We start from the raw sequence: 13,151 nt of genomic DNA, 5'->3' as shown, positions 1-13,151 counted from the left end.
GAGTCTTACTCTACCTGATGGGGCTCCTTCAGAAGGTCCCATACGGTTTTCACGGGATTAAACGTTGTGGAGGGAACTTCCACGAAAACCGTTATCCACCCGGACATGGAACCGTTCCAGAGCCCGGGAAGCTCAAGCGCCTTTATCTTTTTTGTGCTTAAGGTCTTTTCGGTAATAATTCCGGCTTCCGGGTCGACAAAGCCAGTCAGATTAAATTTCTCTCCCCTAAAATCCTTTACTCCGCAGACAATATCCACAGGATTAAAATGGGTTGAGTTCTCCCAGATATGCCACTGGGAAGGGGAGTCCGGGTCAACCTCGGCACTTTCAATTATCTGAAGCGACTCTCCCCTTTCTCTTTCTCCTTCCACCCAGAACGGACCGCCGCCCGGTTCACCCATGTTCTTTACGACACCGCATACCCTGATGGGCCTGTGAAGCGTCCGAAACAAGAACTCTCTCCTGCCAGCTCCAGACAACCCTGAAAGTTCCCGGGAAAGGTCCATGAAAAGTTTTTCCCGGCAAAAGGAAATTATCTCCCGCTCAAGTGTCTCAGAGGTCCAGGAGGAAGAAAGAGCTTCTGTGTAGAGGAAAACTCTTTTCTGGATAGAGAAGAGAGCTCCCCCCAGGATCTTTTTCCACTTAACTGTATCGGGGAGAAGCTCCTCTTTCGCCACGTTATCTATGTTCTTTACGAAAATACAGTCATAGGAAAGTTCATTCAGGTTCTTCAGCAGCGCTCCGTGCCCAGCGGGCCTTCTGAGCAGAGATCCGTCGGCGTCAGTAACAGGCGTGTTGTCCATTGCGACCGCGATTGTATCCGTTTCGGGACCCTGAACCGAGTACGTTACGTCAAATGAAACCCCTTCGTAGGACAGAAGAGAAGCCGCCTCCTTCTCCTCCAGAGCGAATCGCTCCGCAAAGGCAGGGGGAATTGTAAAATGCATTGAGACTGTACCGTGTGAGTTTGTATACCCTATGGCTTCTCTGAAATGTTCGCAAAAAGCTGTCCTCCGCTCCCCGCCGTAGCTATGAAAAGGCACAAGCCCTTTGGGAACATTTCCGTAACCCAGGCCGTCGGGTCCCAAAAGGGTGTCGAAAACAAATCTGAAATTCCCCGAAGAGGCAATCTTTTCTATTTTTTCCCCGAGCCTTTGCTCAAGAAGGTCCGCAAAGGGAAATCTTGCCGCGTTTGAGAGGAATTTCTCAAGTATCTTTTTCTCTTCGGGATCCAAAGCCGCTTCGTCCGAAGAAAAAGTTTCCCGAAGCATGCTGAGGTCCCGAAACATTCTCGAGGCCGCCCCCGATGCCGGAACGAATTTGCACACACTAATTTCAGGAAGGAAGTCCTCGTATTGCTGCTGAAGCACCCGGGACTCATCCTCTTCCAGTTTTCTTATGCCGTCGCCGACTGTCGCGGGGCGAATGAGCCTGCGGAAGGGGTAACCCTTTTTGAAGCGTTCAATCTGTTTTTGAATATCCAAGATACGAATTTCCCGCGGCGGACTCCGACACGAAAACTATACATAAAAAAGCTAAAAACTCCCTTAGTCCCTAAGCGGAATTCCGTGCGATTCTTCAATCGGGGTGGCGGGACCGACGGGATTTGAACCCGCGACCTCTGGCTTGACAGGCCAGCGTTCTGACCAGGCTGAACTACGGCCCCGTTTAAATCAGATGGTGGGCGGTACAGGATTCGAACCTGTGACCCCCTGCTTGTAAGGCAGGTGCTCTCCCGCTGAGCTAACCGCCCGCAAAAACCCAAAAAAGCAGGCAATCTGTATAACCGAATAAAAACTCTTTGTCCAAGACTAAGACACGGAAAGTCCATGCTCTTCTATGAACTTTTCCGCGTCCATAGCCGCCATGCACCCGCTTCCCGCCGCCGTTATAGCCTGTTTGTATCTTGTATCTTGTATGTCTCCGGCGGCAAAAACGCCGGCGACACTTGTTTCGGAAGTACCGTTATTGGTAATCAGGTAACCGTTATCGTCCATTTCAAGCTGTCCCTTGAAAATCTCGCTGTTGGGAGTGTGCCCGATCGCTACGAACATGCCCTGACACTCCTTAAGGTAACTCTCCCCGGTCGCGACATCCTTTATCCGCACCCCAGTTACTCCGTCCTCCCTTGAACCCAGAACATCTTCAACGACACCGTTCCATATAAAATCTATTTTTTCGTTTTCTCTGGCACGCTGCTGCATTATCACCGACGCTCTGAGCTTGTCGCGTCTGTGAACCACCGTAACCCGGGTTGCGAACTTGGTAAGGAAGATGGATTCTTCCATGGCGCTGTCGCCTCCCCCGACGACCACAAGCTCCTTATCCCTGAAAAAAAATCCGTCGCATGTGGCGCATGTGGAAACCCCGTAACCCACAAGCTCACGTTCGGAAGGCAGGCCGAGCATCCTTGCCGTGGCACCCGAGGAAATAATGAATGTTGAGGCAAGTATCTGCTCGTCTTCCGTCGACACGAGAAACGGCCTTTTGGAAAAATCGACGGCAGTTACGACCTTCTGTACGCACTGTGCCCCGAAACGTTCGGACTGCTCCCTCATAAGATCCATAAGCTCAGGACCCATGATTCCGTTTGGAAACCCTGGGAAATTCTCAACATCGGTAGTCGTGGTAAGCTGCCCTCCGGCTTCCGGACCTTCAAATACAAGCGGCTCTAGATTCGCTCGTGCCGTGTAGAGAGCCGCGGTCAGCCCCGCAGGGCCGGAACCCATGATGACCACCTTGTAGCTTTCTTTCAGTTCTTTCACTTCGCACTCCTGCAATTTCTTTTTAGAACAGGGACTTTATACTACATTCAGGCAGTGGTTTTTCAAGAGACAAAACAAACGAAGGAGGCGGCCAAAACCTTGCTCCGCAAGTGCTTACGCTAATGGAATCCGCGAAGAAAACTCCGCTTTATGAAAGACACGCAGCTCAGGGAGCCGTATTCGGCGAGACGGGCGGATTTTTTCTTCCAAAAAGCTACGGTGACCCGGAAGGGGAAGCAAAAGCCGTAAGAGAATCTGTGGGCGTTATAGACATTTCAAGCAGAGGAAAACTCATGTTGTCGGGGGCCGACCACATAAAATTCCTGCAGGGAATGCTCACAAACGACGTAGAGGAGAAAACCCCCGGGACAGGGGCCCACGCGGCAATACTTACCCCCAAAGGAAAAATGATTTCAGATATGAGGGTCTTTAAAAATGAAGACTCAGTCTATATGGATACAGAACCCGGCACGAGCGGGAACATAGCGGAGCTTCTCCGCAAATTCAGGCTTTCATACAAAGCCGAGGTGCTCGACGTTACTGAAGATTACTGCGTTTTTCACGTCTGCGGTCCCGGCTGCGGGGAATTAATCGAAAAGCGCCTCGGCATCGACGTTAAACAGATGAAGGAATATGATCACCGGGCTTGCGGAGAGGCGACCTTAATGAAGCTCAACAGAACGGGAGAAACCGGTTTTGACGTTCTTTTTGAAAACCGCGGGGCTAAGAAAATCTGGGAACTTCTTCTTGAAAATCCACCGGTCCCCGGACTTTGCGGACAAGAGGCTCTCGAAACCCTGAGAATAGAAGCCGGAATCCCCGTTTACGGAAAGGATATGGACATCTCCACCATACCAATTGAAGCCGGCATATGGGATGCTCTTGACTTTGAAAAGGGTTGCTACGTGGGACAGGAAGTAATAGCAAGGATAAAGTGGAGAGGAAGAGTAAACTGGCACCTCGCGTATTTCGAGGCACAGCAAGACGGCAACGCACTACCAGGAAACACGCTTTGGGTTAAGGAGAAAAAAGTGGGGAAAATAACCTCTTCAACATACTCTCCCACTCTGGGGAAAAACATCTCCATCGGCTATATAAGGAGGGAATTCCGCGATTTTCAGGGAGAAATATCCGTTGGCGGAGAAGACCTCGCCGACAAAACGCCGAACACCGTAAAAACAACAGGAAAGCCTTTTTATAGTCGCTTTGAATAATTTAAAAAAATGCTATAATTTAGAGGTTAACTATTTAGCCGTAGACTCGTCTGGTTTACAATTACATAAGGCGAGTATTTTCGGGTTTGATTATGGTTTAACTTAAAGAAGAGGTAGTTGTAAATAATGATACTGGACAAGCTTCTGGAACATTTTTCAAACGATCTGGCGATCGACCTCGGAACTGCGAACACCCTTGTATACCTCAAAGGCAAAGGGATAGTGTCTAACGAACCATCGGTTGTAGCGGTGCAGAACATTCCGGGACAGAAATCAAAACTCATCGCTGTAGGAAAATACGCTAGGGAGATGGTAGGAAGAACTCCCGAGTCGATCAGGGCCATAAGACCTCTTCGTGACGGTGTTATCGCCGATTTCGAAGCGGCTCAGAAAATGATCGAGTACTTCATAAAAAAATCCAATGGCCATAAAAAAAGCTTCGTGCGCCCGAGAGTAGTAATATCGGTTCCCCTTGAGATTACCGAAGTAGAGAAAAGAGCCGTAAAAGAATCGGCCGAGGCGGCAGGAGCCAGAAGAGTATATCTCATTGAGGAAACAATGTGCGCCGCCATAGGGTCTGGGATAGAAGTGCATAGACCCTCGGGTAACATGGTGGTCGACATAGGAGGCGGTACCACGGGAATAGGCGTTATCGCACTGTCCGGGATAGTTGTGAGTAAATCAATCAAAACCGGCGGAGACAAGATGGATGAAGCCATACAGCTGTGGCTGAAAAGAAATCACAACATAGTAATTGGACACAGGACAGCCGAAGAACTTAAGAAAAAGTTCTCTGCACACCCGGAAATAAACAGCGGCAGAAAAATGCAATGGAAAGTAACCGGAAGAAACAACATTTCCGGTGTCCCCTCAATGCTTACAATTGACGCGGAAGAAATCGGAGAGGCGGTAGAAGAAACCATAAACCAGATAGTCGATGCAATTATGCAGACTTTGGAGGAAACCCCGCCGGAACTCTCTGCAGATGTCTTTGAGTCGGGAATAATGCTAGCCGGAGGCGGTTCGCTTCTAAGAGGGCTGCGCAACCGCATAGAGCAAAAAACCGGCATACATATAAAAAGGGCCGAGCAGCCCCTCGATTGCGTCGTTATGGGTTCCGGAAAAGCTCTCGAAGATATAGAACTTCTAACCTCCGTCGCTATATAATTATAGAAAACCCGTGATATCAGTTAGATTCCGTTCTCACAATCAGCTTCAAGACGGACTGCCCCTTGCAATCTGAATTGTTTTGTGTTACAGTGGTTTAACAACGGTTTTTTGTTTTAATATCCCGTAAGCTCTTGCAATGGCTGTCATTATAACGTGGACGTGATTCTTCCCGCCACTTGTGAAAATCGAAATTAAGTATTTCCGACCGAATAGGAAAACTTAATGAAGAAGTTTTTTAGCAAAAATCAGCTATTTCTGTCCTTTATCCTCATAATTGTTCTAATTCATCTATTGCCCGTCACTTTTGGCTTGGCAAAGAAAGAAAACAATTACACAACAAAGTTGATGCTTAGCATTAACTACGGCTCCGGCGCTTTCGCAAACTACGTTAAAGATGGCGTGAGATACTACTGGGACCATTATATCGACCTCGTCGATACAAGCGTTGAAAATTCCCGCCTGAAAGCAAAGCTACAGGAAATGGAAGCGCAAGAGTTGATGCTAACGGAAATAAGACTTGAGAATGAAAGGTTAAGAAGTCTTCTTAACTATAGAAGTTCCTTTAAGGGAGAAGTGGTGGGAGCAAGGGTCATAGGGAGCAGTCCTTCGCTGGTGGGGCCTGGCTTCCTTATAATAGACAAAGGATCGTCTTCCGGGATAAATGAGGGGGCCCCGGTGCTTAATAACGTCAGGGCCATAGGAACCGTGCACTCGGTAAATGAAAAAACCTCCTTGGTAATGCTAATGACGAATCCCTCAAGTGTGGCGGATGCACTTGTACAAAGGAGCCGTACACGAGGCATAGTTGCCGGAGCGGGAAACCATTACGTTATGAAGTACATTGAGCAAGAGGAAGATATTATAGTCGGAGACAAGATCATATCATCCGGAAAAGACAATGTTTTCCCAAAAAATATTGTTATAGGAACCGTAATAAGAATTGAGCCGGACAAAGGACTTCAAAAGGCCATCATAAAACCGGTAATCGATGTGAGCAGGGTTGAAGAGGTGCTCATACATCTCAATTAGCTCTCCCCAACTGGACCCAGTTGGAATATGATGAGAATAAACTTCTCTTTTCTTTTCTATCTACTCTGCTCTTTTCTTTTCATCATTATCCAGACATCGGTAATCTCGACATCTTCTCTGGGCAAGTTCACCCCCGATCTCAATCTGATCTTAATAATATGCTTGGCAATCAGAACCGAAATACCTTATCTGTTCACACTTGCCATGCTGAACGGGTTTTTAATGGATGTCTTTTCGGCCGGAGCTTTGGGGCTCCATACGATCACAAGATTCGCCGTGTTTCTTACTCTGCGAGTGGGCATGCACAATCTTAATTACGACCGCAACAACCTCTTTTTCCTACCTCTGGCGCTTTTTATAGGAACCCTGCTCATGCACTTGCTGCTACTGGTACTGCTTCTGTTGAGACAAGACAGCGGACAGGCGGCATTTCTCAGTGTTGAGCTAGCTTTTTATCAGGCTATCATTAATACGGTGGTCGGCGTTCCGATAATAATGCTTCTGAGGAAATTGGATGGGATTCCTAAAACATAGATTCACAATAGCCTCATCCCTAATCGTGCTGTTTTTTGTCGTCTTCTCGGGGAGGTTGTTCTACCTCCAGATATACAAGGGCGAGGAATACAGGAATTTTTCGGAAAGAAATATCCTGAGGGCACTTGAACTTCCTGCGCCCAGAGGACGGATTTTCGATAGAAACGGCGAAAAAATTCTCTATAACAAACCGTCTTTTAACATACGAGTATTTCCGAGAGAAATAACGGATGTCGAGGAGCTCGCGGAAAAACTTGCGGAGATAATAAACGTTCCAGAGAAAAAACTTCTGGAAAAACTTCGAAAAATAGAAACCCTCCAAAGCTTCTATCCCGTTACAATCGCCAAGGACATAAGCAGAGAGGAGCTTCTTCTTGTCGAAAAAAACAAGGAAACGCTAGAGGGCATATTTCTTGAAGTGGGGCACAAGAGATTCTATCCGCATGGAGAGGCAGCCGCCGTTCTTCTGGGATACACGGGAATCGCCGACGCAAAAGAGGTAAGAACCTACGGTCGGATCAAGGCGGGAAACGAACTCGGAAAAATGGGTGTCGAAAAGGTCTTTGACAGCGAACTCAGAGGAACAAACGGTCTTGAATACGTCATGGTAAACGCACACGGAAAAGTGATCTCAGACTCTGTTGCCACATTATTGCCAGCTCGCAAGAACAGGGAAATGGTCCAGGGAAAAGATATCCACCTCACCATTGACGCGCAACTGCAGCAGTTCGCCTATGACGCTTTGGGTAAAGAGAAAGGGGCCATAGTCGCAATGGACGTAAGAAGCGGAGAAATTCTGGCGATGGTAAGTCGTCCATCCTATCGTCCCGAGCACATCTCGAAGGAGCTTTCTCCTAAGGAAAGAAAAAGAACAAAAAAGAAAAAATCTTTTTCCCTTCTAAATCGCTCAACCCAAGGAACCTATCCGCCCGGGTCAGTGCTCAAAATAATCACGGCTTTTGCGTTGCTAGAGGAAAAAACTGCTGATCCGAAGTCGTCCGTATACTGCCCGGGCCATTATTTCATAAACAAGAAACGTTTTAACTGCTGGCGCGAAGAAGGCCATGGGGAGATGAACCTCTACAAAGCGATTGTCGAATCGTGCGACGTATACTTCTACAAACTTTCCCAGAAGCTTGGTGTTGACGGCCTTTACCCCTACATGAAGAAGTTCGGACTTGGAGAAAGAACCGGCATAGCACTGCCCGAGAAACGGGGAGTGAACCCATCCAAGACATGGAAAAGAAAGCATCTGAAAGAACCTTGGTACCCAGGCGAAACTGCAATCCTGGCAATAGGTCAGGGATACGTTACCGCAACCCCTCTTCAGATAAGTGTTATGACTTCAGCAATAGCAAACGGAGGCATTATAGTCAAACCGAAGATAAGAAAAACGGATGAGAAAAGACCACTGCGGATAACCGGGGAAGGTCAGCGCCTTAACGCAAAGTCAGTATCTTTTCTGAAAAAAGCACTTTACGGTGCCGTAAACGAACACCGGGGCACCGGGATTTACGCAAGATCAAAAATCACGTCCGTCTCGGGTAAGACGGGTACGGCTCAGGTTGTGTCGGCAAAATTCGAGTCGACCGAAAAACGGTTTCAGGACCACGCCTGGTTCACATCCTACGCACCGTCGGATTCGGCGGAGATATCCGTAACCGTCCTCGTTGAGAACGGGGGAAGCGGAAGCGTGGCCGCAGCCCCGATAGCAAGAAAAATCATTGAAACCTATTTCAAACTCAAGAAGGAACGAGATGAAGTTCGAATTGCCATATCTGAGTAGCTACTCCTGGCTGTTGCTGCTGACTGCTTTGCTTTGCTTAGCGGGGCTCATGAATCTCTACAGCGTCTCGCTGTTGGCTGGCTTGGGTGCATTCAAGAAACAACTCGTATGGGTTTTTGCGGGGCTTTTGACTGTGGCGGTCATTAGTCGCTTAAGACCCCATACGCTGGAAACCCACTCGGTTACTTTCTACCTGTTCTTCCTCGTGTTGCTGGGGTTACTTTTCATATTCGGAAAAACGGTATCGGGGTCCAGAAGCTGGTTCCAGATAGGTCCGGTCTCCATTCAACCCTCCGAATTTATTAAAATCGGCATAATAATGATGCTTGCCAATTACTACGCAAATGATGTGGCCGCAAAGGAAAATTACAATTCGGTGGAACTCCTCAAGCCTCTGGCTCTTCTGCTTGTTCCCACCGCAGCAGTAATTGCCCAGCCCGACATGGGAACCGCGATGACCATTCTTCTTATAGGTTCAAGCATCATCTTGCTTATGGGAATCAGCAGAAAAGCGCTGCTTAGAATAATAATCATAGCGCTGATATCCATCGTGCCGGCCTGGCATCTTCTGATCAAGGACTACCAGAAGGAGAGAATATATTCCTTCATGGACACTTCCACCGATCCTTTTGGTGTAAGCTACAACTCGATTCAGTCCCAGATTGCCATAGGTTCCGGCATGGGTTACGGAAAAGGTTTTTCTCTGGGTTCGCAGTCCAACTTGAATTTTCTTCCCGCACACCATACGGATTTCGCATTCTCGGTGATTTCCGAGGAATGGGGATTTCGGGGTTCAGTGTTTATACTTCTTCTGTATTTCTCCATAATTCTTTTTATTCTTAGAATCGCAACATCCCTAGAAGACCGCTTTGCAATGATCGCATGCTTTGGAATTGCGGCCATGCTTTTCTGGCACGCCGTGATAAATATCGCTATGGTAACGGGACTTATGCCGATCATCGGCACTCCTCTTTTCTTTATCAGTTACGGCGGTTCTTCAACCCTCACTGCCTTCATCGGAATCGGTATAGTTCTTTGCCTGAGAAAAAAATAAACAGAGCCCGAAAACCCAAATAAGCGTAAAGAAAACGAATTCTTGACAGAGAATTAACATCAGATAGAATCTACGCCTATTTGAGGCGTGGGAAAGGGAAAATTCCTCTCCCCTGAGTCCTCCAAACAATTATTTTCATTTAAAAAAACAGCCAAAAAACGGCTCCTTTCATGTGGAGGTTCTTCATTTTTCTCAGTGTTATGTATCTCTCAAGCACGGTTCCGGCTCTCTTCACATCGGACGTTCAGGCGCTTTCTAACGTAAACGACGTAGAAGAAATAGGTTTTGATGAGAAACTTGCGTCTTCCATAGATCTTGACACTGAATTTCGCGGGGAAAGCGGAGAAGCGGTAAATATTTCCTCTTTTTTCGGGCAAAAAAAACCGGTGGTTCTGAGTCTCGCCTACTTCACATGCCCAAGACTCTGCCTTCTTGGGACAGACGGAGTTCTGGAAGCCATAAACCAGATGGATGCCTTCAGGCCGGGGAAGGACTACACCGTGGTGACCGTAAGCTTTGACCCGGAAGAACCCCTTGATGTTATCGGCGAGAAATCCGCAAGATACAAAAAAGCACTTGCGGGCGGGGCTGAAGAGGCCAAAAACTGGCACTTTCTAACAGCGACCGCAGAAAACATACTGAGGCTTACCGATTCAGTGGGATTCCGTTTCAAAAAAGACGGCGAGGAGTTCGCTCACCCTTCGGGAATAGTCATACTCACGCCGGATGGGACAATCTCGCGATACCTCTACGGAGTTCAGTATGATCCCCGTAACTTCAAGTTATCTCTAATAGAGGCTTCCGAGGGAAAGATAGGCTCCTCGGAACTGCTTAATAAAGTGCTTATGTTCTGTTATCAGTTTGACCCTGTGGGGAAAAGATATGCGCTTGCCGCTCTTAACGTCGTCAAGGTGGGAGGAATGGTAACCCTTACGGTTCTCGTAGCGTTTCTCTGCCTGATGTGGAGAAGAGAAAGAAAAACCCATTAATTATTGCGGAGGTTGTAAATCATAAATGTCCACCTGGATACCGGAATCAGCTTCAAATCTCGCAGCAAGCGTTGATAACATAACCCTGTTCGTAACAATCGTATCAGTATTTTTCTTCGTCCTGATTTCGGCCGTACTAGTAGCCTTCTCAATCAAGTACAGGCGGAAAAGCGAGGATCAGGAAACCGCCTACATAACTCACAACCCGGTCATTGAAACCATCTGGACCATAATTCCGACCATACTGCTCATGGTCATCTTCGCATGGGGATGGATAGCTTTCAAGGAACTTCGCAATCCGCCTCCAGAAGCGATCGAAGTTAACGTCGTGGCAAAGCAGTGGCTTTGGGAATTCGAGTATTTCACCGGAAAAAAATCGCTGAATGAACTCTTCGTGCAGCAGAACAAGCCCGTAAGGCTCATAATGAGATCAGAGGACGTTATTCACAGCTTCTTCGTTCCGCAGTTCCGAGTAAAACAGGATATTCTTCCGGGCAGCTACCAGCAGCTCTGGTTCACCCCGACCAAGGTCGGCACCTTTGATCTTCTGTGCGCGGAATACTGTGGTTCCGGGCACTCGCAAATGCTTGCGACAGTAAAAGTCCTGAGCCCAGAAGCATTCGCAAGATGGGAAAAAGGAGACGAACTTGAAGACGGAGCCGCCCTGGCGGCAATCAGCGTGTCCCCGGCGGAGAGAGGAAAAGAACTGCATTCCCAGAGGGGCTGCCTTGCGTGCCACAGCGTAGACGGCAAGGAAGTCATAGGGCCAACTTTCAAAAATCTTTACGGGAAAACAGAAAAACTTGCAGACGGTTCATCGGTTCTTGTAGACGAGAACTATATCAGAGAATCAATTTATGAACCCCAGGCAAAAATGGTAGAGGGCTACCCGCCAACGATGCCTTCGTTCAAAGGTATACTGTCTGAGGATGAAGTAACCGCCCTTATCGAGTATATAAAGACGTTGAAGTAGCAATATCAAGGAGAAAAAGATGGCAAACGGAGTCATGACTCAAACCCAGCATATACCGTATTTAGCCCAGAAAGGTTTAAAGTCGTGGATTTTGACAACGGATCACAAACGCATCGGGATCCTTTATCTCGTTACGATCTCGTTTTTCTTCATGATTGCCGGCCTGGCGGCCCTGGGAATGAGATACGAGCTTATGACTCCCGAGCTTGACTTCTTCAGAACCGCAACGGAGTACAATGTAGCGTTCACGCTTCACGGTTCCCTGATGGTTTTCTTCTTCATCGTCCCGGGAATCGCGGCGAGTTTCGGCAATTTCCTGATACCGCTAATGATCGGGGCCAGGGACGTGGCGTTTCCCAGAATAAACCTGCTGAGTTTCTGGATATATCTTGTCGGAACGGCAATACTGCTTTCCGCGCTTGCCCAACCGGCTGACACGGGCTGGACATTCTACACTCCCTACAGCATTCAGACGGGCACCAAGGTAATAATGATAACTTTGGGAGTCTTCGTCCTCGGGTTCTCATCGATTCTCACCGGAATGAACTTCATAGTGACCATCCACAAGCTTCGAGCGCCTGGAATGACGTGGTCAAGACTGCCGCTTTTCATATGGGCGTCCTACGCCACTGCCATACTGCAGCTGCTCGCAACGCCGGTTGTGGGAATCACTCTCCTTCTGCTGATAGCGGAGAGGGCGTTTGACATAGGGTTTTTTGATCCGGCCAAGGGAGGGGACCCAATACTGTTCCAGAACTTCTTCTGGTTCTACTCCCACCCCGCCGTCTACATAATGGTTATTCCCGCCTTCGGGATTATCTCGGAGATAATCCCCGTTTTCGCAAGAAAACCCATTTTCGGATACAAGGCAATCGCGTACTCAAGCTTTGCGATTGCAATAATAAGCTTTTTCGTCTGGCTGCACCACATGTTCGTAAGCGGTATATCGGAAACGGCAGCGGCAATATTCTCATTTCTGACCATGCTTGTCGCCATACCGACGGCCGTAAAGGTGTTTAACTGGACCGCAACTCTGTACAAGGGATCAATAGACTTTCACTCATCCATGCTGTATGCGCTGTCTTTCATAGTGCTTTTTACGGTCGGGGGGCTGACCGGTGTTTATCTGGGAGCTCTGGCAGTTGACGTGCATCTGCACGACACCTATTTCATAGTAGCCCACATGCACTACGTCATGATAGGAGGAACCGTGATGGGGTTTTTCGGGGCCCTTCACTTCTGGTATCAGAAATGGTTCGGAAAGGTGTTCAATGAACTTATCGCAAAAGTAGCATGGTTTCTTATTTTCGTTGGATTTAACGTAACGTTTTTCCCGCAGTTTTTCATGGGTTTTCAGGGAATGCCCAGAAGGTATGCGACCTATCCCGAAGAGTACATATCCTATCATGCCCTCTCGACCTACGGATCATGGATACTCGGGCTCGGCATTCTGATAATGACCGTGAACCTGCTTGTACCGCTCTGGAAAAAAGGTCGGCCAGAATCGTCAAATCCCTACGGTTCTCTTTCTCTTGAGTGGCAGGTTCCATCGCCTCCGCCACATGAGAATTTTGCCGAAATACCAACGGTAACTGACTGGACTTACGCTTACGGGAAAAAATAGATCGGAGGCTAAC

The 13,151-nt window shown here is 48.0% G+C and carries 11 protein-coding genes and 2 tRNA genes; 9 read left to right on the top strand and 4 right to left on the bottom strand.

What is annotated here, in order from left to right:
• Positions 1-5: 5 nt before the first annotated feature.
• The 4 genes from OXG75_04485 to trxB form a co-directional block, all read right to left on the bottom strand.
• Positions 6-1,484 carry a DUF4301 family protein gene (locus OXG75_04485; protein MCY3625239.1) on the bottom strand — a complete coding sequence of 493 codons (1,479 nt, stop codon included), beginning with the start codon at positions 1,482-1,484 and terminating at the stop codon, positions 6-8.
• 104 nt (positions 1,485-1,588) lie between these two features.
• Positions 1,589-1,666, bottom strand: a tRNA-Asp gene (locus OXG75_04480).
• Positions 1,667-1,678: 12 nt separating this feature from the next.
• Positions 1,679-1,753 (bottom strand) — tRNA-Val (locus OXG75_04475).
• A 58-nt stretch (positions 1,754-1,811) separates the two neighbouring features.
• Entirely contained in the window at positions 1,812-2,756 is a 945-nt protein-coding gene (gene trxB, locus OXG75_04470; GenBank protein ID MCY3625238.1) for a thioredoxin-disulfide reductase, read from the bottom strand.
• Positions 2,757-2,887: 131 nt separating this feature from the next.
• Between trxB and OXG75_04465 the strand changes: the two genes are divergently transcribed.
• The 9 genes from OXG75_04465 (at position 2,888) to OXG75_04425 (ending at position 13,138) form a co-directional block, all read left to right on the top strand.
• Complete coding sequence (locus OXG75_04465) at positions 2,888-3,979, top strand: aminomethyltransferase family protein (protein MCY3625237.1); 1,092 nt, start codon at positions 2,888-2,890, stop codon at positions 3,977-3,979.
• 126 nt (positions 3,980-4,105) lie between these two features.
• A complete protein-coding gene (locus tag OXG75_04460; GenBank protein ID MCY3625236.1) occupies positions 4,106-5,146 on the top strand; it encodes a rod shape-determining protein in 1,041 nt (346 codons plus the stop codon).
• A 225-nt stretch (positions 5,147-5,371) separates the two neighbouring features.
• Entirely contained in the window at positions 5,372-6,178 is an 807-nt protein-coding gene (gene mreC, locus OXG75_04455) for a rod shape-determining protein MreC (GenBank protein MCY3625235.1), read from the top strand.
• A 27-nt stretch (positions 6,179-6,205) separates the two neighbouring features.
• On the top strand, positions 6,206-6,712 hold the full coding sequence (locus OXG75_04450) for a hypothetical protein (protein MCY3625234.1): 507 nt from the start codon (positions 6,206-6,208) through the stop codon (positions 6,710-6,712).
• A complete protein-coding gene (gene mrdA, locus OXG75_04445) occupies positions 6,693-8,498 on the top strand; it encodes a penicillin-binding protein 2 (protein MCY3625233.1) in 1,806 nt (601 codons plus the stop codon). Before OXG75_04450 ends, mrdA begins: the two co-directional genes overlap by 20 nt.
• The gene (rodA, locus tag OXG75_04440; GenBank protein ID MCY3625232.1) at positions 8,470-9,552 is read left to right on the top strand and encodes a rod shape-determining protein RodA; all 1,083 of its coding nucleotides are present in this window, start codon (positions 8,470-8,472) and stop codon (positions 9,550-9,552) included. The genes mrdA and rodA overlap by 29 nt, the downstream gene beginning before the upstream one ends.
• Before the next feature lie 170 nt (positions 9,553-9,722).
• A complete protein-coding gene (locus OXG75_04435) occupies positions 9,723-10,541 on the top strand; it encodes an SCO family protein (protein ID MCY3625231.1) in 819 nt (272 codons plus the stop codon).
• A gap of 25 nt (positions 10,542-10,566) precedes the next feature.
• Complete coding sequence (gene coxB, locus OXG75_04430; protein ID MCY3625230.1) at positions 10,567-11,514, top strand: cytochrome c oxidase subunit II; 948 nt, start codon at positions 10,567-10,569, stop codon at positions 11,512-11,514.
• A gap of 19 nt (positions 11,515-11,533) precedes the next feature.
• Positions 11,534-13,138, top strand: a complete 1,605-nt coding sequence (locus OXG75_04425) for a cbb3-type cytochrome c oxidase subunit I (protein MCY3625229.1) — start codon at positions 11,534-11,536, stop codon at positions 13,136-13,138.
• The last annotated feature ends 13 nt before the right edge of the window (positions 13,139-13,151 follow it).

This window comes from Candidatus Dadabacteria bacterium (genome assembly GCA_026705445.1).
Taxonomy (GTDB): Bacteria; Desulfobacterota_D; UBA1144; order Nemesobacterales; family Nemesobacteraceae; genus Nemesobacter.
Note: the sequence above shows the minus strand (reverse complement) of the source record. Positions and strands in the feature narration are given on the sequence as shown.

Excerpts from the sequence above, each read along its gene's own strand:
- OXG75_04450 (MCY3625234.1), top strand. The coding sequence starts at position 6,206 with ATGATGAGAATAAACTTCTCTTTTCTTTTCTATCTACTCTGCTCTTTT.
- mrdA (MCY3625233.1), top strand. The coding sequence starts at position 6,693 with ATGGGATTCCTAAAACATAGATTCACAATAGCCTCATCCCTAATCGTG.
- OXG75_04460 (MCY3625236.1), top strand. The coding sequence starts at position 4,106 with ATGATACTGGACAAGCTTCTGGAACATTTTTCAAACGATCTGGCGATC.
- OXG75_04425 (MCY3625229.1), top strand. The coding sequence starts at position 11,534 with ATGGCAAACGGAGTCATGACTCAAACCCAGCATATACCGTATTTAGCC.
- OXG75_04465 (MCY3625237.1), top strand. The coding sequence starts at position 2,888 with ATGGAATCCGCGAAGAAAACTCCGCTTTATGAAAGACACGCAGCTCAG.
- coxB (MCY3625230.1), top strand. The coding sequence starts at position 10,567 with ATGTCCACCTGGATACCGGAATCAGCTTCAAATCTCGCAGCAAGCGTT.
- OXG75_04435 (MCY3625231.1), top strand. The coding sequence starts at position 9,723 with ATGTGGAGGTTCTTCATTTTTCTCAGTGTTATGTATCTCTCAAGCACG.
- rodA (MCY3625232.1), top strand. The coding sequence starts at position 8,470 with ATGAAGTTCGAATTGCCATATCTGAGTAGCTACTCCTGGCTGTTGCTG.
- mreC (MCY3625235.1), top strand. The coding sequence starts at position 5,372 with ATGAAGAAGTTTTTTAGCAAAAATCAGCTATTTCTGTCCTTTATCCTC.